Below are 18547 nucleotides of genomic sequence, written 5' to 3'. Positions count from 1 at the left end.
ATGGAATCGCGTCTTTTTTCAGCGCGCACCTGGACCATGCCTTGGTCTTTGGCCTGAGCATTGCTCGGGGGAATCCTTTCCCAAGTCATGATGAATCGGCCAGTATTTGGCGATCTTTAATCAAAAGGAGGCTAAATGATGTCAATGCTACCTTCGCTGGGGTTTGCCGGGATCGGCCTGATGGGGTTGCCGATGTGCCGGCGACTGCTGGCCGCGGGTTATCCGCTGGCGGTATGGAATCGCAATCCGGACAAGTGCAAACCACTGGTCGAGGCTGGCGCACGCCAGGTCGCCAGCCCGGCCGAACTGTGCCAGCACGCTGACGTGGTGATGTTGTGCCTGGCGGATACGGCAGTCGTGCGCGAGGTAGTGTTTGGTCCGGCAGGCATTGTCGAGGGGGCAAGAAAAGGCCAGCTGCTGGTGGACTTTTCCAGCCTGGAGCCTAACGCCACGCGGGAGATGGCCGCAGACCTAGCCGGTAGAACCGGCATGGGCTGGCTCGACACGCCGGTGTCCGGTGGCGTGGTCGGTGCAGAAGCCGGAAGCCTGGCGATCATGGCCGGTGGTGACGCACAGGATCTGGAACGGGTTCGGCCTGTCCTGTCGAACCTGGGGCAACGTGTGACGCACATGGGCGGTGTCGGGGCAGGGCAGGTGACCAAGGCGTGCAATCAGATGATCGTCGCCTGCAATGCATTGGTGATTGCCGAAGTGGTCGCGCTGGCGGAACGTTCCGGGGTTGATGCAAGCCTGATCGCCGAAGCGCTGGCCGGCGGCTTTGCCGATTCGAAACCCTTGCAGTTCCTGGCCCCGCAAATGGCTGAAAACCGCTTCGAACCGATCAAGTGGCACGTGCGCACCTTGCTCAAGGATCTGGATGCCGCGGTGAAGTTCTCCCGTGAGCAGGGCTCGGCGACACCGATCAGCGGTCTGGCCGCACAGTTGATGCGCCTGCACGGGAGTCAGGGTTTTCTTGAAAAAGACCCGTCTACATTAGTGCAGATGTACCGTGCGCCAGACTCAGCGCCGTGACCGTGTAGGTGTGCTTGCGCTGGTTGATTTCGTTCAGCACCGGGAGTAACTCGGTCAGCGGCACTGGCCGACTGAGCAAATAGCCCTGAACGAAGTCACAGCCATGGTCCTCCAGGAACTGGTATTGCTCGAAGGTTTCGACCCCTTCGGTGACCACTTGCAGTTGCAGGGTATGGGCCATGACGATAATGGCCTGGACAATTTCCATGTCCTGGGTCGCCTTGGGAATGTCCTGGATGAACGAACGGTCGATTTTCAGCGTGTTGAGCGGCAAGCGCTTGAGGTAGGCCAGGGATGAATAGCCGGTGCCGAAGTCATCGATCGACAGCGATACGCCGAGGGCGCGTATCTGCTGCAGCAACACCAGTGTGTTGGCGATATTGCCCATCAAGGCGTTTTCCGTGACTTCCAGCTCCAGCCGATGGGGCTCGACACCGGCGGCCCGCAACGCGTACTCGATCTCATCGGCCAGTTCTTCGCGCGCCAGGTTCAGGGGCGAACAATTCACCGCGATCTTGAGGTCTTCACAACCTTGGCGCGACAACTCGCCCAGATCCTCGCAGGCTTTGCGCAGCACCCAGTTGTCCAGCTCGGCGATCAGGCCATTGGCCTCGGCGATGGCGATAAAGCGATCCGGCACGAGGAATCCGTGGACCGGGTGTTGCCAGCGGATCAAGGCTTCGAGCTTGCTGACCTGACCGGTCTTGAGGTCATAGATCGGTTGGTAATAGAGCATCAGGCCGGTGTCTTCACGCAGGGCGTGGCGCAACTCTTCTTCCAGTTGCAGCTCGAGCGTGGCGCGGGTTTTCAGGTTGGCACTGAAAAAATTCAACCCGTTGCGGCCGCTGCCCTTGGACTGATACAGCGCGAGGTCGGCGTTCTTCAACAGTTCCTCACAGGTCTTGCCGTCTTCCGGAAACAGGCTGATACCGATGCTGGTGGTCATCACCATGCGCCTGCCGGCCAGTTCGATGGGCTCCTTCATTTTCAGCATGATGCGTTGGGCCAACTGTCGCGCTTCGTCACGATCATGCAGGTCGATGAGCAGGCAGAACTCGTCGCCGCCGAAGCGTGCGACCACATCCTCGTGACTGCGAACCGAGCTCTTGATGTGCGCGGCAAGCACTTTGAGCAGTTCGTCTCCGGCATCGTGGCCAAGGCTGTCGTTGATCCGCTTGAAATGGTCGATGTCGAGGAACAGGACTGCCAGCATCCCGCCTTCGTTGGTTTTCTCGGTGAGTTTTTCGGCGAAGATCTGGTTGAACCCGCGACGATTGATCAGGTTGGTCAGCGCGTCGTAGTGCGCCACCTGCTGCAGCGACATGCGCGCCTGGTCCAGTTGGCTGAGCAGGGAGTTGACCCGCTGCAGGTCGTGGTCCTTGTGTTGCAGTTTCTTGTCCGCCAGTGCCGCGCTGATGCTGCTCCCGATGATCAGCAGGGTCATGACCGTCACGGTCAGCGCCAGTTGCAGATGGCTGTGTTCGCCGGTTTGCGCTGGCAGGCTGTCGTTGGGCAACACCAGGTTGAAGGCGGCCATGGCCGTGAGGTGCATGCTCAGGATGCCAGCCCCGAGCAACAGGCTGGCGCAGTATTTGAAGAGTTGATGCAGCATCCCGGCGCCGTTGCGCAGATACCATGCCAGCAACAGGGCTGCCAGCGCGGCACCGATCGCGATCGCGATGGAAAGGGCAAACAGGCCCGGATGGTAATAGACCGACGCGTTGGAGTGCATGGCCGTCATGCCCACGTAATGCATGGTCGCGATACCCAGGCCGATCCCGATCGATGACGTGAGGCACTGTCGAAAACTCAGCTCGGGAAGGCTGAGGGTATGCATGGCCAGCCACGCGGCGAGCAGTGCGATGGTTAGCGAGAACACCGTGACAGGCAGTTGGTAGTGAAGGTCGACAGGCGCCTGGAATGCCAGCATCCCGACGAAGTGCATGGCCCAGATACCGCCCGCCAGACAACCGCTGCCCACCCAGCGCCAGCGCGTTTGGGACGCGGTTTTTTCAGCGTGGGCCACCCGTTCGGCCATGTCCAGTGTCGCGAAACAGCCGACACAGGCGACCAGATAAGCCAGCAGCACCAGAAAAGGGTCATGTGTGCAATTGAGTATGACCTGCCCACTCTCTGGTAGCTCGGTAATGAAATGCAGACCAAGCCACTCCATAGCATGCCCCATCGTTATCCCTCGGGCCGGTGCAAGAGCGCCAGCGAATGTCATGGAGTATAGAGGGCATGGATGGAGCGCAAGCAGTAGTGGCACATTGGTGCCAAATATTTTGACATTAACCTAATAGCGATTGGCGCTATTACTCAGGCGATTTGCTTCTGAGGTGTCTCGAACACCGGTTGCAGGGCCGGCAAGCCAAATGCGGCACGGGCCGCGTCGCAATCGGGATTGGCCTGGCCATCGACCCATGAAGCGTCGAACTCTCGGCAGGTGCTGGAGCGTTTTTCGTAAATCGAGCACTGAACCGTACTGCCCACGTCTCCGACCAGGCTGGTGCAGCGCACGGGTTTGCAGCCGGTGCCGATCATCGCGACCCGGCTGGGGCTGATCTGCTCGACAAGCTCATCGGGTACCGTCCCCCCGGACGAGGCGCACTCACCCCAGAAAAATGACACGCGGAAATGAGAACAGCAGGCACCGCAATTCAGACACGGACTGGCTTCGGACATGGGCGATTATCGTAAGGAGGAGTGGAGACGCAGGGGGGAATCAAGGCCGCTATTCTAGGCTTCGGCAACGGCTTGGGAAGGGGGGGCGAGCGGTATTTTTCATGGGTCGGACGAGCTGCAAAATACCCGCCCTGCGAAAGCTCCCACAGGTTGTGCACCATGGTTAGGTATCAGCCTGGCGAATAATGAAAGACAGGTGTGGCCGGCCTGTCTAGATTGCAAAGTCCGGGGGCAGTGACGCCCCAAAAACAATAAAAGAGACGGACCCATGCAGAACTCGACCCAAGCGGCCAATGCCTGGCGCATCCTGTTCCTGTTGTTCCTGGCCAACCTGTTCAATTTTTTCGACCGCACCATCCCGGCCATCATCATCGAACCCATTCGCATGGAATGGCACCTCAGTGATTTCCAGTTGGGGATCATCGGTACGGCATTCACCATCGTCTACGCCATTGCCGGCTTGCCGCTGGGGCGCATGGCCGATACCGGCTCGCGCAGCAAGCTGATGGGCTGGGGACTCGCGGTGTGGAGCGGGTTGACGGCCGTCAACGGCATGGTGGGCAGTTTCTGGAGCTTCCTGATCGTGCGCATGGGCGTTGGCATCGGTGAGGCCAGTTATGCGCCAGCCGCCAACTCGCTGATCGGCGATTTGTTTCCGGCGCACCGACGGGCACGGGCCATGGGCATCTTCATGCTGGGGCTGCCGTTGGGGCTGTTGCTGGCGTTCTTCACCATCGGCGCGATGGTCAAGGCCTTCGATAGCTGGCGCGCGCCGTTCTTTATCGCAGCGGTGCCCGGGCTGGTCCTGGCGATCTTCATGTTTTTCATCAAGGAACCGAAACGCGGTGCCGCCGAGAGCGTTCAGGTGTCGCAGGCAAAGATCGATCGACCGATCCGTCGGGTATTGGCTGTGCCGACTTTCCTGTGGCTGGTGATGGCGGGCCTGTGTTTCAACTTCGCCACCTATGCCTGCAATTCGTTTCTGGTGCCGATGCTGCAACGCTACTTCCTCATGCCGTTGCAGGAAGCCGCAGTGGCGACCGGGGTTATTGTCGGTGTGACCGGTTTGGTCGGCCTGACCCTCGGTGGCTGGATCGCGGACAAGATTCACCAGCGGGTCGCCAACGGGCGGCTATTGTTTGCCGCCTTCAGTCTGGTGATTTCGACGATCTGCACCGCGTGGGCGCTGCATTCCGGGCGAATCGAGATCGGTGTGTTCGTCGCCGTATTCAGTGTCGGTTGGCTGTTCGCCTACAACTTCTACACCTGCGTGTACACGGCGATTCAGGACGTGGTCGAACCGCGGTTGCGGGCGACGGCCATGGCGCTGTTCTTTGCCGGGCTGTACCTGTTGGGCGGTGGCCTGGGGCCGGTGGTGGTCGGGGCCTTGTCCGATCACTTCGCCCACACGGCGATGCTCGCCGCCAGCGCCGAGCAGATGACCGAAGCGTTCAAGGCGGTTGGCCTGCATGACGCGATGTACCTGATTCCGGTGGCGCTGTTGTTCACCGTAGTGTTTCTGTTCCTGGCTTCGCGGTGCTTTGTGCGCGATGCCAAGCGGATGAAGGAAGGGTTGGTGGCGGTGGTTGAACCTGAAGGTTCTGTGGTGACTGCTTAACCGCCTTCGCGAGCAGGCTCGCTCCCACAGGGATCCCATGCGCACTGAAGATCCAATGTGGGAGCGAGCCTGCTCGCGAAGGGGCCATGAGCTTCACAACAAAAACCAGATAAACAAAAAAGGCCCGCATCACTGCGGGCCTTCTTTTTATAGAGGTGGAGGAGGGCTGTTAACCCGCCACCAACACCCGAATCGCTTCCAGTCGCAACGCAGCCTTGTCGAGCATGGCCAGGCCTTGCTCGCGTTGTTTGCGCAGGGCCACCAGTTCGCTGTCGCGCACGGTCGGGTTGACCGCTTGCAAGGCGGTCAGGCGCGCCAGTTCTTCGTCGGTATCGGCGGCCAGGCGACGTTGCGCCTCGGCAACACGTTCAGTGTGGCGCGGCAGGATCTTCGCTTCACCGGCGTTGATCCGTGGCGTCAACTGGTCGCGCTGGGCCTGGATGAACTTGTTGGCGCTGGCACGCGGCACGCTTTCGAGCTGGTCGTTCAAGGTTTCGAACGACACGCGGGCCGACAGGTCGTTGCCGTTGGTATCGAGCAGGCAGCGCAGGGCGGCCGGCGGCAGGTAGCGGCCCAGTTGCAGCGAGCGCGGGGCAACCACTTCGCTGACGTACAGCAGTTCCAGCAACACGGTGCCCGGCTTCAGCGCCTTGTTCTTGATCAGCGCCACGGCGGTGTTGCCCATGGAACCGGACAGCACCAGATCCATGCCGCCCTGCACCATCGGGTGCTCCCAGGTAATGAATTGCATGTCTTCGCGAGACAGCGCCTGGTTGCGGTCGTAAGTAATGGTCACGCCCTCGTCGTCACCCAGCGGGAAGCTGGCGTCGAGCATTTTTTCGCTCGGCTTGAGGATCAGGGCGTTTTCCGAATGGTCTTCGCTGTCGATGCCAAAGGCGTCAAACAGGGTTTCCATGTAGATCGGCAGCGCGAACTGGTCGTCCTGCTCAAGGATATCTTCCACCAGGGCATCGCCTTCGCCCGCGCCACCGGAGTTCAGCTCCAGCAAACGGTCACGGCCGGTGTGCAGCTCGGCTTCCAGGCGCTCACGCTCGGTGCGGGCTTCGTCGATCAGCGCTTGCCACTCGCCATCGTCGGCTTCTTCGAGCAGCGGCAGCAGGCGCGGGCCGAACTGGTGCTGCAAGGCGTTGCCGGTCGGGCAGGTGTTGAGGAATGCGTTCAGCGCTTCGTGGTACCACTGGAACAGGCGCTCTTGCGGGCTGGTTTCCAGGTACGGCACGTGCAGTTCGATGATGTGCTTCTGGCCGATCCGGTCCAGTCGACCGATACGTTGTTCCAGCAGGTCCGGGTGGGACGGCAGGTCGAACAGCACCAGGTGATGGGAGAACTGGAAGTTGCGGCCCTCACTGCCGATTTCCGAGCAGATCAGCACTTGCGCGCCAAACTCTTCGTCGGCGAAGTAGGCGGCGGCGCGGTCACGCTCAAGGATGTTCATGCCTTCGTGGAACACCGTGGCCGGGATGCCGGAACGCACGCGCAGGGCGTCTTCCAGGTCCATGGCGGTTTCGGCGTGGGCGCAGATCACCAGCACTTTGGTGCGCTTGAGCATCTTCAACTGGTCGATCAGCCACTCGACGCGCGGGTCAAACTTCCACCAGCGCTCTTCTTCGCTGGCGTCCGGCTGGGCCTGGAAGCTGACTTCCGGGTACAGCTCGGCGTGATCGCCCAGCGGCAGTTCGAGGTATTCGTCCGGGCACGGCAGCGGGTACGGATGCAGCTTGCGTTCCGGGAAGCCTTGCACGGCGGCGCGGGTGTTGCGGAACAGCACGCGGCCGGTGCCGTGACGGTCGAGCAGTTCGCGCACGAGGCGGGCGCTGGCTTCGGTGTCGCCATCGTTGACGGCGGCCAGCAGGGCTTCGCCTTCGTTGCCGAGGAAACCGTGGATGGTCTTGTGGGCTTGCGGCGACAGGCGTCCCTGATCCAGCAACTCCTGAACGGCTTCGGCCACCGGGCGATAGTTTTCGCTCTCGGCGCGGAAGGCTTGCAGGTCATGGAAACGGTTCGGGTCGAGCAGGCGCAGACGCGCGAAGTGGCTGTCCTGGCCCAGTTGTTCCGGGGTGGCGGTCAATAGCAGTACGCCAGGAATGGTTTCGGCGAGTTGCTCGACCAGCGAGTATTCAGGGCTGACCTGATCTTCGTGCCACACCAGGTGGTGCGCCTCGTCGACCACCAGCAAGTCCCAGCCTGCCGCGAACAGCGCGTCCTGGGCTTTCTCGTCGTCCACCAGCCACTCAAGCGCGACCAGCGCGAGTTGGGTGTCTTCGAACGGGTTGCTGGCATCGCTTTCGATGAAGCGCTCTTCGTCGAACAGCGCGACCTGCAGGTTGAAACGGCGACGCATCTCGACCAGCCACTGGTGCTGCAGGTTCTCCGGAACCAGGATCAGCACACGGCTGGCGCGGCCCGAGAGCAACTGACGATGGATCACCAGGCCGGCTTCGATGGTTTTGCCCAGGCCCACTTCGTCAGCCAGCAGAACCCGCGGTGCGATACGGTCGGCGACTTCGCGGGCAATGTGCAACTGGTGCGCGATCGGTTGCGCACGCACGCCGCCCAGGCCCCAAAGGGAGGACTGCAACTGACGGCTGGTGTGTTCCAGGGTGTGATAACGCAGGGAGAACCAGGCCAGCGGGTCGATCTGGCCGGCGAACAGACGGTCGCTGGCCAGGCGGAACTGGATGAAGTTCGACAGTTGGGTTTCCGGCAGGGTAACCACTTCGTTCTGACCGTTGAGGCCGTGGTAAACCAGCAGGCCATCAATGTCATCGACTTCGCGGACGGTCAGCTTCCAGCCCTCGAAGTGAGTGATGGAGTCTCCCGGCGAAAACCGCACGCGGGTCAGAGGCGCATTCCGTAGCGCGTACTGGCGGGTGTCGCCAGTGGCCGGGTAGAGCACGGTCAACAAGCGGCCGTCCTGTGCCAGAACGGTGCCTAAACCCAGCTCGGCTTCGCTGTCACTGATCCAGCGTTGCCCCGGTTGATACTGCTGCGCCATGCTGCCTGACTCCCACCTTGAAAAAGCGGGCTATCTTAACGGAATGAGGGCTTCAGGGCCAAAGGACTCTCAGAAAAACTCACAGTCTTACGTTAGCCCACCTGCGCAGGGATCGCCGTTGACTGCACCTATGAGTGCCAATTGAGTCACAGTTTGCGACAGATGGCTCAAGTCGCCATCCCCGCAGCCGAAACCTTGCTGACAGGAGACTGAAAACCATGCTGCCACCGATGCTCCCCTTGAGTGCCGTGCCGATCACTTCACAGACTGATCCGATCCGCCAGCGCCCGGATATTCCACCGGTGGTGCCGGTGCAGGAAAGCTCCAGTGAAAGCACCATCGACCTGCAAAAGCGCAATCCTGATGAGGACGGGCTGTTGCTGCGCGAGGAACAGCGGCGCAGGCAGGAGCAGGAACGGCGTCGCCACGAGGCTGATAATGATCCCGAGGCGCACCTGGCGATTCCCGGGGATGAACTCAATGCCGACAACACCGTGCCGGTGGCGCCGCTGATGGAGGATCAGCCGCGACAGGGGCTGTGGGTCGACATCGAGATTTGAGCACACGGCTGGTCAGCGCGGCCGTCAGGCCGCATTATTGGCGCAGGGTTGCCGAACGCTGCGGCGGCTGAAACTCATTTCAAGCGATGCACTGACTGCCATGAGCCAAGACGACAAACTGATTGACCTCAACGCTGAACGCGCCAAGCGTGTTCATGACCTCAATGACAAACGGCTCAATGAAGTTCGCCAGGCGTTCGAACAAGCCATGCCGTTGGGCAAGGTGAAGAAAAAGCCGAAAAACAAACCGAAAAAACGCTGACCCTCCCCCCGCATTCATTGATGCGGGTCAAACTTTCCCCTTCCTCTTGCCCAGTCTCGGGCGACATTGATCCCGGTCAATATTCTCTCCTGCCCGTTTGGTTAACTTAACCCTATCGCAACAGGGCAAGTGCAGGAGACGCGTCATGTTTTTCGACAACGTGGTGATCGCCGGAGTGCTGACTGTCAGCCTCATGTTTGTGTTTTTTGCAGGATTCGGATTTTTTATCTGGAAGGATTCGCACAAGCGGAAATAACCGTAGTTCTTTCTGGATGTAATGAGCACGCAAGGCATTTTGGGCAACTTCGGTTGCCCTTTTTTTTGCCTGCAAATTTGTACGACATTCCCTGTAGGAGCTGCCGCAGGCTGCGATCTTTTGCTTTTATTTTGTAGAAGCAAGATCAAGAGATCGCAGCCTGCGGCAGCTCCTACAGGGGGGGGCGGTAATAAAAAAGGCGCGTTCCTTGCGGAGCGCGCCTTTTTCGTTTGGCTGCCTGTCAGCTGCCAAGCGCCTTCGAAGCGAGCCAGAACAACCCGGCCGACAGGGCCACGGTGGCTGGCAGGGTCAATACCCAGGCCAGCAGGATGGTTCTGACGGTGCCGCCTTGCAGGCCGCTTTTATTGGCGACCATGGTGCCCGCCACGCCCGAGGACAGCACGTGGGTGGTGGAAACCGGCAGGCTGAAGATGTTCGCCATGCCGATCAGGCTGGCGGTGGTGATCTGCGCCGACATACCTTGAGAGTAAGTCATGCCTTGCTTGCCGATCTTCTCGCCAATGGTCAGTACCACGCGTTTCCAGCCAACCATGGTGCCCAGGCCCAGGGCCAGCGCCACTGCCAGAATCACCCAGAACGGGGCGTATTCAGTGGTAGTGGTCAGGTCTTTGCGCAGCTTGTCCAGGTCAGCCTTTTCACGGGCGCCGAGGGTTGGCAACTTGCTGACTTTCTTCGCCGTGTCGTCCAGGCAGAGCAGGTAACGACGTACTTCGATGCGGCTTTCCGACGGCAGCGAGTGGTAGTCGGCTACACCCTTGAGGGTACCGAGCAGGGCGGTGATGGTCGGTTCGGTCTGTTGCGGGTTACAACGGAATTTCTCCGGCAGATCGCCTTCCACGCTCTTGCCCAGGGCCAGGAAATCGCCCAGGGTTTCCGAGTTGCGCTGGTAGAACTGGCTCAGGTGCAGCGTGGCGTCGCGGGTGCGCTCGATCTGATAGGTCGTGCTGTTCAGGTCGAGGACGAACTGCGCCGGCACGATACCGATCAGGACCAGCATGATCAGGCCGATACCCTTCTGGCCATCGTTGGAACCGTGCACGAAACTCACGGCCATGGCCGAGATCACCAATACCAGGCGATTCCAGAACGGCGGGTGTTTCTTGTCGTCGATCTTGCGGCGCTGTTCCGGCGTCTTGTGCATCTTCGACAGCGGACGCCACCATTTAAGGCCGATCAGGATCAGCGCTGCGATCAGGAAACCGGCCATTGGCGAGAACACCAGGGAAGCGCCGATATCGATCGCTTTCTGCCAGTTCACGCCGTCAGCCAGCGGAATATCGTTGATCAGGGCGTTGGCCAGTCCGACACCGAGGATCGAACCGATCAGCGTGTGGGAACTGGAAGCGGGAATACCGAAGTACCAGGTGCCCAGGTTCCAGGTAATGGCTGCGGCGAGCAACGAGAACACCATGGCCAGTCCGTGACCGGTGTTCACATTGATCAGCAGTTCTACCGGCAGCAAGTGGACGATGGCATACGCCACGCCGACCCCGCCCAGTAGCACGCCGAGGAAGTTGAACACCCCGGAGAAAAACACCGCCAGGTGAGGCGGCATGGCTTTGGTGTAGATAACGGTGGCCACCGCGTTAGCGGTGTCATGAAAGCCGTTGATGAACTCGAAGGCGAGGACAAAGGCCAGGGCGAGCAAGAGGCTCACAAGCACCCAAGCATCCAGTCCGCTGAATAAATCGATCATGAAGGTTTTCTGACCCGGTCATAAGGGGGCGCGATTATGCCAGAAAAGACTGCTAATCAATGCACTAGCTGCTCATCGGTAACATTCTTCAACGAATTTTTTTGCCGCGGCACCCAAAGCCCAAGGGTTTTGCTGTGTTTTTTAACTTATTGATTTTTCTTGAAAAGATCGCCGCAGCAAGGGATTCGCACCGCTGAAGGATGGGGGCGAATGCCTGTACGAAATATCTGAGAAATACGTCAGATATCAAAACTTGCCTTCATCCGGGGGAGGGCAGCGGCCGCAGCCCGCTCGTAGCGGGCGCGCAAGGCGACCTCCATGCATCCCGCTTTTAACAGGTGCAGAGGCAGGTCCTTGTAAGGGTCAGGCCGAAGCAGTCATGGCTCTTCGGCTTTGAGTTCCTTTTCCATTTTTTCAAGTTCTTGCTGGAAAACCTGATCCTGAACGGTGGCGCGTTTACGCCAGGGTTTGCGTTCCGGTTCGGGTTGAGCGGCGTAAGTGGTGACTTCTCCGCCGTAAACTTCCTTGTAGCGTTGTTCCTGGCGCTCTAGTTCCGCGCGCAGTTCGTCTTTCGTCACAGTGCTACCTGATTGAGTTGGGGTAAATTCTGGTGAAAACGCGCTGCATCAAATCGATTGATCACGTCCGTCGAAGGGGCAATGCCCGTCAAGGCATCGTTTTGGCAACAACCGGGATCAATACTTCCATGTCACAGGCGGCCACGGCACCAGAGATAAACAGCTGACGTAGCTTCAGTTTCCTGTTTCAGCAAGCGCACTGGCAAGGCAGTGCAATGCAGATCTGGCGCTTGCAATGGGCAACGGAGATGGAACATCGCATTGCCGGGTAGCAGGTCCGGCAAGTAAAAAAACCGGAGTGCTACTGAATTGTATTATAGCGGCCTATTTGAAGAACACTATCTCCAAAGAGTTAAAAGCGGGTCTTGTAGGGGCCGTTTTGTTGTGCAGAACTTTGCGACGATGCCTTTCTGACGCCATTAAGTCGAACAAGTTACGGTATTTAGAATGCCTCATTAAGTCCTGGATCGATTGGCTCTAAACGAGTTCGTGATTCAGCGAAAAACCGGCATCAGCGGACCGGCTGATTGACGCGGCGGATTGCGATTATCGGTCGAGCGTTCGATAATCGCCCGAAGTTGACGGGCCGGGCTTGAGCGTCAGGCGGTAGCCCTTTGTAATAGTCGCTGATCCGAGTGGGTAAAAGGACCTTATATGAACGATCAAATGCGCAATTCCTTCGCTTCAGTGGCTCCCCCCATCGTTGCCTCGCCGGCCAAGCGTATCCAGGCATTGACCGGCGACCCGGATTTCATGACGTCCCTGGCCCGTGGCCTGGCCGTGGTGCAGGCGTTCCAGGAGCGCAAACGGCACCTGACCATCGCCCAGATCAGCCACCGCACGGAAATTCCCCGCGCCGCCGTTCGCCGCTGCCTGCACACCCTGATCAAACTCGGCTACGCCACCACCGACGGCCGCACCTATTCGTTGCTGCCCAAAGTGCTGACCCTCGGTCATGCCTATGTGTCATCAACGCCGCTGGCGGTTTCCGCCCAGCCTTATCTGGACCGCATGAGCGAACAGCTGCACGAGGCCTGCAACATGGCCACGCTGGAAGGTGATGACATTCTGTACATCGCCCGCTCCGCGACCACCCAGCGCCTGATTTCGGTGGACCTGTCGGTGGGCGGGCGCCTGCCGGCCTATTGCACGTCGATGGGTCGGATCCTGCTGGCCGCGCTGGATGACACGTCGCTGGGCGAATACCTGGACCACGCCGAACTGCAGGCCAAGACGAGTCGCACGATTCACACCCCCGAGGCATTGCTCGAATGCCTGCAAGAGGTGCGACAGCAAGGCTGGTGCATCGTCGACCAGGAACTTGAGCAGGGGCTGCGCTCGATTGCCGTGCCGGTGTACGACGCCTCCGGCCAGGTGGTCGCGGCCCTCAATGTCAGCACCCACGCCGGGCGAGTCAGTCGTAACGAGCTCGAACAACGCTTCCTGCCCGGCCTGCTGAGTGCCAGCCGCGACCTCAGCACCCAACTGTTCACCTAAGCTGTTCGATAAACGCACAGAGTTGCGTTTGGTGAATTGACGCTGTTTCCTGTGGATCATTACTGTCGCGTCTGCGTCAGCCCAGGCTGGCCCCTTTTCGACTGTGATCCATGGAATAAAAATAATGAACCAGCCCCAGTCTGCTGTAGGAAACTGCCTTGACGTGCAGTCCTTCATCAATGCTCAACCCATTTCGCGCTACCAGTGGCGGGTAGTCATCCTGTGTTTCCTGATTGTCTTTCTCGACGGCCTCGATACCGCGGCCATGGGGTTCATTGCGCCGGCTCTGTCGCAGGATTGGGGAATCGATCGCGCCAGCCTCGGGCCGGTGATGAGCGCGGCCCTGATCGGCATGGTCTTTGGTGCACTGGGCTCAGGGCCATTGGCTGACCGCTTTGGGCGAAAAGTCGTACTGGTCGGGGCGGTGTTGTTGTTCGGTGCCTTCAGCCTGGCTTCGGCCTACAGCACCAACGTCGAGCAATTGCTGGTGTTGCGCTTTTTAACCGGGTTGGGCCTGGGCGCCGGCATGCCGAACGCCACGACCCTGCTGTCGGAGTACACCCCGGAGCGCAAGAAGTCCCTGCTGGTGACCAGCATGTTCTGCGGTTTCAACCTCGGCATGGCCGGCGGCGGCTTTATCTCGGCCAAGCTCATTCCGGCCTTTGGCTGGCACAGCCTGCTACTGATCGGCGGAGTCCTGCCGCTGATCCTCGCCGTCGTTTTGCTGTTCTGGCTGCCGGAGTCGGCGCGTTACCTGGTGGTGCGTAACCGCGGTACGGACAAGGTGCGCAAGGCACTGGCGCCGATTGACCCGACGGTGGTGGCCCAGGCGTCCAGCTTCAGCGTGCCGGAACAGAAAACCGTGAAGGCGCGCAATGTGTTTGCGGTGATCTTCTCCGGTACCTACAGCGTCGGCACCTTGCTGTTGTGGCTGACCTACTTCATGGGCCTGGTGATCGTCTACCTGCTGACCAGCTGGCTGCCGACGCTGATGCGCGACAGTGGCGCGAGCATGGAACAGGCCGCCTTCATCGGCGCTCTGTTCCAGTTCGGTGGCGTGTTGAGTGCGGTGGGTGTGGGTTGGGCGATGGACCGGTTCAATCCGCACAAGGTCATCGGCATTTTCTACCTGCTGGCCGGGGTGTTTGCCTACGCGGTGGGGCAGAGTCTGGGCAACATCACAATACTGGCGACGCTGGTGCTGGTGGCGGGGATGTGTGTCAACGGTGCGCAATCGGCGATGCCGTCACTGGCGGCACGGTTTTACCCGACTCAGGGGCGGGCCACCGGCGTGTCGTGGATGCTCGGGATCGGCCGCTTCGGCGCCATCCTTGGGGCGTGGATGGGCGCAACGCTGCTGGGGCTGGGCTGGAACTTCGAGCAAGTGCTGACGGCACTCGTGATTCCGGCGGCGCTGGCGACCACGGCCGTTGTGATCAAGGGCATGGTCAGTCATGCGGATGCGACCTGATTCGGGGTTGAAATAGTGGTGTAGCCAGAAAAGATCGCAGCCTGCGGCAGCTCCTACAGGGGAATGTGTAAATCTGTAGGAGCTGCCGCAGGCTGCGATCTTTTGGGGGCAGCCGATAAAGATAGTCAGGCAACAATATGTTCGATTATCGAACGGTTAGTCGATTATCGGATTGTTTGACGTTTTGCGCAGGCTTAACCTTCAGTCATTCCCGGCGCTGCGCATCGGCGCCTTCTTCCACTGTCGGTTAACAACAAACGGGAGCCTGCCCCAATGGCTGAAATTCTTTCGCTGCACGACGCGGTGAAGCAATTCGTGAACGACGGCGATACGGTCGCGCTCGAGGGCTTTACCCATCTGATCCCGACGGCTGCGGGTCACGAAATCATTCGCCAGGGCAAGAAAGACCTGACCCTGGTGCGTATGACCCCTGACCTGATCTACGACCAGTTGATCGGTGCCGGATGTGCCCGCAAGCTGATTTTCTCCTGGGGCGGCAACCCGGGTGTCGGCTCCCTGCATCGCCTGCGTGACGCCGTCGAGAAACAGTGGCCGCACCCGCTGGAAATCGAAGAGCACAGCCACGCCGACCTGGCCAATGCCTACGTCGCCGGCGCTTCCGGCCTGCCGTTCGCGGTGCTGCGAGCCTACGCCGGTTCCGACCTGCCGAAGGTCAATCCGCTGATCAAGTCCGTTACTTGCCCGTTCACCGGCGAAGTGCTCGCCGCCGTGCCTTCGGTGCGCCCGGACATCACCGTGATCCATGCGCAGAAAGCCGACCGCAAAGGCAACGTACTGCTCTGGGGCATTCTCGGCGTGCAGAAAGAAGCCGCACTGGCCGCCAAGCGCTGCATCGTCACCGTCGAGGAAATCGTCGACGACCTCAATGCACCGATGAACTCTTGCGTGCTGCCGACCTGGGCCTTGAGCGCGGTCTGCCACGTCCCTGGCGGCGCGCATCCGTCCTACGCCCACGGTTACAACGAACGCGACAACCGCTTCTATCAAGCCTGGGACCCGATTGCCCGCGACCGTGAAACCTTTACCGCGTGGATCAACGAATACATCCACGGCAGCGCTGACTTCAGCGAGTTCCAGGCCAAGCTGGCCGCCGCTTCGGAGGCGAAGTAATGACTTACACCACCAATGAAATGATGACCGTCGCCGCCGCTCGCCGCCTGAAGAACGGTTCTGTGTGCTTCGTGGGCATCGGCCTGCCGTCGAAAGCGGCCAACCTGGCGCGCCTGACGTCATCGCCTGATGTGGTATTGATCTACGAATCGGGTCCGATCGGTGCCAAACCGAGTGTATTGCCACTGTCGATCGGTGACGGTGAATTGGCGGAAACCGCCGACACCGTGGTCCCGACCGGCGAGATTTTCCGCTACTGGCTGCAGGGCGGACGTATCGACGTCGGCTTCCTCGGGGCGGCGCAGGTTGACCGCTTCGGCAACATCAACACCACCGTGGTCGGCGATTACCACGCGCCGAAAGTGCGTCTGCCGGGCGCCGGTGGCGCGCCGGAGATTGCCGGTTCCGCCAAGAGCGTGTTGATTATCCTCAAGCAGTCGGCGCGCTCCTTTGTCGACAAACTCGACTTCATTACCTCGGTCGGCCACGGCGAGGGCGGCGATTCGCGCAAGCGCCTCGGCCTGCCTGGCGCCGGTCCGGTCGGCATCATTACTGACCTGTGCATCATGGAGCCGGAAACCGGCACCCATGAGTTCGTCGTCACTGCCTTGCACCCGGGCGTGACCCGCGAGCAAGTGGTTGCTGCCACCGGTTGGGCAATTCGCTTTGCCGACCATGTCGAGCAAACCGCCGAGCCGACTGAAGTCGAACTGACCGCGTTGCGCGATCTCGAAGCCCGTACCGCAGCGGCACACGGCCAAGCCCCCGGAGAAGCGTGATGCGTGACGTTTATATCTGCGACGCGATTCGTACCCCCATCGGCCGTTTCGGCGGCGGTCTGTCGACGGTGCGTGCCGACGACCTGGCCGCCGTGCCGATCAAGGCTTTGATGGAGCGCAACCCGTCGGTGGACTGGAACGCCGTGGACGAGGTGTTCCTCGGCTGCGCCAACCAGGCCGGCGAAGACAACCGCAACGTCGCGCGCATGGCGCTGCTGTTGGCGGGGCTGCCGGAAACCATTCCCGGCGTGACCCTCAACCGCCTCTGCGCTTCGGGCATGGATGCCATCGGCACCGCGTTCCGCGCCATCGCCAGCGGCGAGATGGAGCTGGCGATTGCCGGCGGCGTCGAGTCGATGTCCCGTGCGCCGTTCGTGATGGGCAAGGCCGACGCGGTGTTTTCGCGCAACATGAAGCTCGAAGACACCACCATCGGCTGGCGCTTCATCAATCCGCTGATGAAAGCCCAGTACGGCGTGGATGCAATGCCGCAGACCGCTGACAACGTCGCTGACGACTACAAAGTTTCCCGCGAAGATCAGGACGCCTTTGCCCTGCGCAGCCAGCAGCGCACTGCCGTCGCGCAAGCCGCCGGGTTCTTCGCCGAAGAAATCGTCGAAGTGCGCATTGCCCACAAGAAAGGCGAAACCGTGGTCAGCCAGGACGAACATCCTCGCGCCGACACCACCCTCGAAGCCCTGGCCAAACTTAAACCGGTCAACGGCCCGGACAAGACCGTCACCGCCGGTAATGCGTCGGGTGTAAACGACGGTGCAGCCGCATTGATCCTGGCCTCGGCCGAAGCCGTGAAGAAACACGGCCTGACCGCCCGCGCCAAAGTGCTGGGCATGGCCAGCGCCGGTGTTGCACCGCGGGTGATGGGCATCGGCCCGGTGCCGGCGGTGCGCAAACTGACCGAGCGCCTCGGCGTGGCAGTCAGCGATTTCGATGTGATCGAACTCAACGAAGCCTTCGCCAGCCAGGGCTTGGCGGTGCTGCGTGAACTGGGGATCGCCGACGACGCGGCCCAGGTCAACCCGAACGGTGGTGCGATTGCCCTGGGCCATCCGCTGGGCATGAGCGGTGCGCGTCTGGTGCTGACGGCGTTGCATCAGCTGGAAAAGACCGGTGGCAAGAAAGGTCTGGCGACTATGTGCGTCGGTGTCGGCCAGGGTCTGGCTTTGGCAATCGAACGGGTCTGACACACCCTGTCGGCTAATAAGAACTGAGGAAAGAGTAATGACTGACAAGCCTGGTTACCGTCGCCCGCAGGAGGGTACTCAGCCGGAGTACCTGCACCCGACCTATCAATCCACCAACCTGCGCTCGCCGTCCAAACCGTTGGTGTTTCTGCCCCATTCGTTGTCGGAAATCACCGGGCCAACCGTCGGCGCCGAGCGCGTCAACGAGAAGGATAATGACCTCACCGCTCAGCACGAAGGTCAGCCACAGGGCGAGCGCATTATCATTCACGGTCGCGTGCTGGACGAAAACGGTCTCCCGGTTCCGGGGATTCTGGTGGAGATCTGGCAGGCCAACGCCGCCGGTCGCTACGCCCATGCCCGTGACCTGCACGACGCGCCGCTGGACCCGAACTTCACCGGCACCGGCCGTACCGTGACTGACGCCGATGGCTGGTACCAGTTCCAGACCATCAAGCCCGGTGCGTATCCGTGGGGCAACCACCACAACGCCTGGCGCCCGGCGCACATCCATTTCTCGCTGTTCGGGCCGAGCATCCTGACGCGTCTGGTGACGCAAATGTATTTCCCGGGCGACCCGCTGCTGGCGTACGACCCGATCTACAACTGCGTGCCCGATACCCGCGCCAAAGAGCGCTTGATCGCCTCGTTCGATCTGGAAAAAACCATCCCGTCCTATGCCCTCGGTTATCGCTGGGACATCGTTTTGCGCGGCCGCGACGCCACGCCGATGGAGAAATAAG

General features: G+C 60.6%; 16 protein-coding genes. 11 read left to right on the top strand and 5 right to left on the bottom strand.

What is annotated here, in order from left to right; all coding sequences use genetic code 11:
• Positions 1-135: 135 nt before the first annotated feature.
• A complete protein-coding gene (locus CD175_RS23265) occupies positions 136-1032 on the top strand; it encodes an NAD(P)-dependent oxidoreductase (protein WP_104450614.1) in 897 nt (298 codons plus the stop codon).
• On the opposite strand, the gene CD175_RS23260 is transcribed toward CD175_RS23265, so the two are convergent.
• Both CD175_RS23260 and CD175_RS23255 read right to left on the bottom strand, forming a co-directional pair.
• Positions 989-3205 (bottom strand): putative bifunctional diguanylate cyclase/phosphodiesterase, encoded by a 2217-nt coding sequence (locus tag CD175_RS23260; RefSeq protein WP_276309776.1) that lies wholly within the window; start codon positions 3203-3205, stop codon positions 989-991. The genes CD175_RS23265 and CD175_RS23260 overlap by 44 nt on opposite strands.
• Before the next feature lie 146 nt (positions 3206-3351).
• Positions 3352-3717, bottom strand: a complete 366-nt coding sequence (locus CD175_RS23255) for a YkgJ family cysteine cluster protein (protein WP_102701020.1) — start codon at positions 3715-3717, stop codon at positions 3352-3354.
• 268 nt (positions 3718-3985) lie between these two features.
• Here CD175_RS23255 and CD175_RS23250 point away from each other — a divergent pair, with 268 nt between their 5' ends.
• Positions 3986-5335, top strand: coding sequence for a spinster family MFS transporter (locus CD175_RS23250; RefSeq protein WP_104450612.1), 1350 nt, complete (start codon positions 3986-3988; stop codon positions 5333-5335).
• A 169-nt stretch (positions 5336-5504) separates the two neighbouring features.
• On the opposite strand, the gene rapA is transcribed toward CD175_RS23250, so the two are convergent.
• A complete protein-coding gene (gene rapA / locus CD175_RS23245; RefSeq protein WP_104450611.1) occupies positions 5505-8351 on the bottom strand; it encodes an RNA polymerase-associated protein RapA in 2847 nt (948 codons plus the stop codon).
• A 218-nt stretch (positions 8352-8569) separates the two neighbouring features.
• Between rapA and CD175_RS23240 the strand changes: the two genes are divergently transcribed.
• The 3 genes from CD175_RS23240 (at position 8570) to ccoM (ending at position 9429) form a co-directional block, all read left to right on the top strand.
• A complete protein-coding gene (locus CD175_RS23240; RefSeq protein WP_104450610.1) occupies positions 8570-8911 on the top strand; it encodes an aspartate-semialdehyde dehydrogenase in 342 nt (113 codons plus the stop codon).
• Positions 8912-9011: 100 nt separating this feature from the next.
• A complete protein-coding gene (locus CD175_RS31380) occupies positions 9012-9173 on the top strand; it encodes a hypothetical protein (RefSeq protein ID WP_086776977.1) in 162 nt (53 codons plus the stop codon).
• A gap of 145 nt (positions 9174-9318) precedes the next feature.
• Complete coding sequence (ccoM, locus tag CD175_RS31930) at positions 9319-9429, top strand: cytochrome c oxidase subunit CcoM (protein ID WP_034146738.1); 111 nt, start codon at positions 9319-9321, stop codon at positions 9427-9429.
• A 241-nt stretch (positions 9430-9670) separates the two neighbouring features.
• On the opposite strand, the gene CD175_RS23235 is transcribed toward ccoM, so the two are convergent.
• Positions 9671-11146: an inorganic phosphate transporter gene (locus tag CD175_RS23235; RefSeq protein ID WP_104450609.1), complete on the bottom strand. Its 1476-nt coding sequence runs from the start codon at positions 11144-11146 to the stop codon at positions 9671-9673.
• A gap of 377 nt (positions 11147-11523) precedes the next feature.
• Complete coding sequence (locus tag CD175_RS23230) at positions 11524-11724, bottom strand: hypothetical protein (RefSeq protein WP_007976673.1); 201 nt, start codon at positions 11722-11724, stop codon at positions 11524-11526.
• A 654-nt stretch (positions 11725-12378) separates the two neighbouring features.
• Here CD175_RS23230 and pcaR point away from each other — a divergent pair.
• The 6 genes from pcaR (at position 12379) to pcaH (ending at position 18546) form a co-directional block, all read left to right on the top strand.
• Complete coding sequence (gene pcaR / locus CD175_RS23225) at positions 12379-13221, top strand: pca regulon transcriptional regulator PcaR (protein WP_007986334.1); 843 nt, start codon at positions 12379-12381, stop codon at positions 13219-13221.
• Positions 13222-13345: 124 nt separating this feature from the next.
• Entirely contained in the window at positions 13346-14692 is a 1347-nt protein-coding gene (gene pcaK, locus CD175_RS23220; RefSeq protein WP_104450608.1) for a 4-hydroxybenzoate transporter PcaK, read from the top strand.
• A 273-nt stretch (positions 14693-14965) separates the two neighbouring features.
• Positions 14966-15823, top strand: a complete 858-nt coding sequence (locus CD175_RS23215) for a CoA transferase subunit A (protein WP_020798340.1) — start codon at positions 14966-14968, stop codon at positions 15821-15823.
• Complete coding sequence (locus CD175_RS23210) at positions 15823-16602, top strand: CoA-transferase subunit beta (protein ID WP_104450607.1); 780 nt, start codon at positions 15823-15825, stop codon at positions 16600-16602. Before CD175_RS23215 ends, CD175_RS23210 begins: the two co-directional genes overlap by 1 nt.
• Positions 16599-17804 carry a 3-oxoadipyl-CoA thiolase gene (pcaF, locus tag CD175_RS23205; protein ID WP_205886350.1) on the top strand — a complete coding sequence of 402 codons (1206 nt, stop codon included), beginning with the start codon at positions 16599-16601 and terminating at the stop codon, positions 17802-17804. Before CD175_RS23210 ends, pcaF begins: the two co-directional genes overlap by 4 nt.
• 37 nt (positions 17805-17841) lie before the next feature.
• Entirely contained in the window at positions 17842-18546 is a 705-nt protein-coding gene (gene pcaH, locus CD175_RS23200) for a protocatechuate 3,4-dioxygenase subunit beta (RefSeq protein WP_007976686.1), read from the top strand.
• Position 18547: the final 1 nt, after the last annotated feature.

It is taken from the genome of Pseudomonas laurylsulfatiphila, from assembly GCF_002934665.1.
Lineage (GTDB): Bacteria > Pseudomonadota > Gammaproteobacteria > Pseudomonadales > Pseudomonadaceae > Aquipseudomonas > Aquipseudomonas laurylsulfatiphila.
This window is presented reverse-complemented; position numbering and strand designations above follow the sequence as displayed.

What these genes read in the sequence shown, in the direction of transcription:
- CD175_RS23235 (WP_104450609.1), bottom strand. Translation starts at nt 11,146, where the DNA reads ATGATCGATTTATTCAGCGGACTGGATGCTTGGGTGCTTGTGAGCCTC.
- CD175_RS23250 (WP_104450612.1), top strand. Translation starts at nt 3,986, where the DNA reads ATGCAGAACTCGACCCAAGCGGCCAATGCCTGGCGCATCCTGTTCCTG.
- pcaK (WP_104450608.1), top strand. Translation starts at nt 13,346, where the DNA reads ATGAACCAGCCCCAGTCTGCTGTAGGAAACTGCCTTGACGTGCAGTCC.
- CD175_RS23260 (WP_276309776.1), bottom strand. Translation starts at nt 3,205, where the DNA reads ATGGAGTGGCTTGGTCTGCATTTCATTACCGAGCTACCAGAGAGTGGG.
- CD175_RS23265 (WP_104450614.1), top strand. Translation starts at nt 136, where the DNA reads ATGATGTCAATGCTACCTTCGCTGGGGTTTGCCGGGATCGGCCTGATG.
- pcaR (WP_007986334.1), top strand. Translation starts at nt 12,379, where the DNA reads ATGAACGATCAAATGCGCAATTCCTTCGCTTCAGTGGCTCCCCCCATC.
- CD175_RS23240 (WP_104450610.1), top strand. Translation starts at nt 8,570, where the DNA reads ATGCTGCCACCGATGCTCCCCTTGAGTGCCGTGCCGATCACTTCACAG.
- ccoM (WP_034146738.1), top strand. Translation starts at nt 9,319, where the DNA reads ATGTTTTTCGACAACGTGGTGATCGCCGGAGTGCTGACTGTCAGCCTC.
- CD175_RS23255 (WP_102701020.1), bottom strand. Translation starts at nt 3,717, where the DNA reads ATGTCCGAAGCCAGTCCGTGTCTGAATTGCGGTGCCTGCTGTTCTCAT.
- CD175_RS31380 (WP_086776977.1), top strand. Translation starts at nt 9,012, where the DNA reads ATGAGCCAAGACGACAAACTGATTGACCTCAACGCTGAACGCGCCAAG.
- CD175_RS23215 (WP_020798340.1), top strand. Translation starts at nt 14,966, where the DNA reads ATGGCTGAAATTCTTTCGCTGCACGACGCGGTGAAGCAATTCGTGAAC.
- CD175_RS23210 (WP_104450607.1), top strand. Translation starts at nt 15,823, where the DNA reads ATGACTTACACCACCAATGAAATGATGACCGTCGCCGCCGCTCGCCGC.
- rapA (WP_104450611.1), bottom strand. Translation starts at nt 8,351, where the DNA reads ATGGCGCAGCAGTATCAACCGGGGCAACGCTGGATCAGTGACAGCGAA.
- pcaH (WP_007976686.1), top strand. Translation starts at nt 17,842, where the DNA reads ATGACTGACAAGCCTGGTTACCGTCGCCCGCAGGAGGGTACTCAGCCG.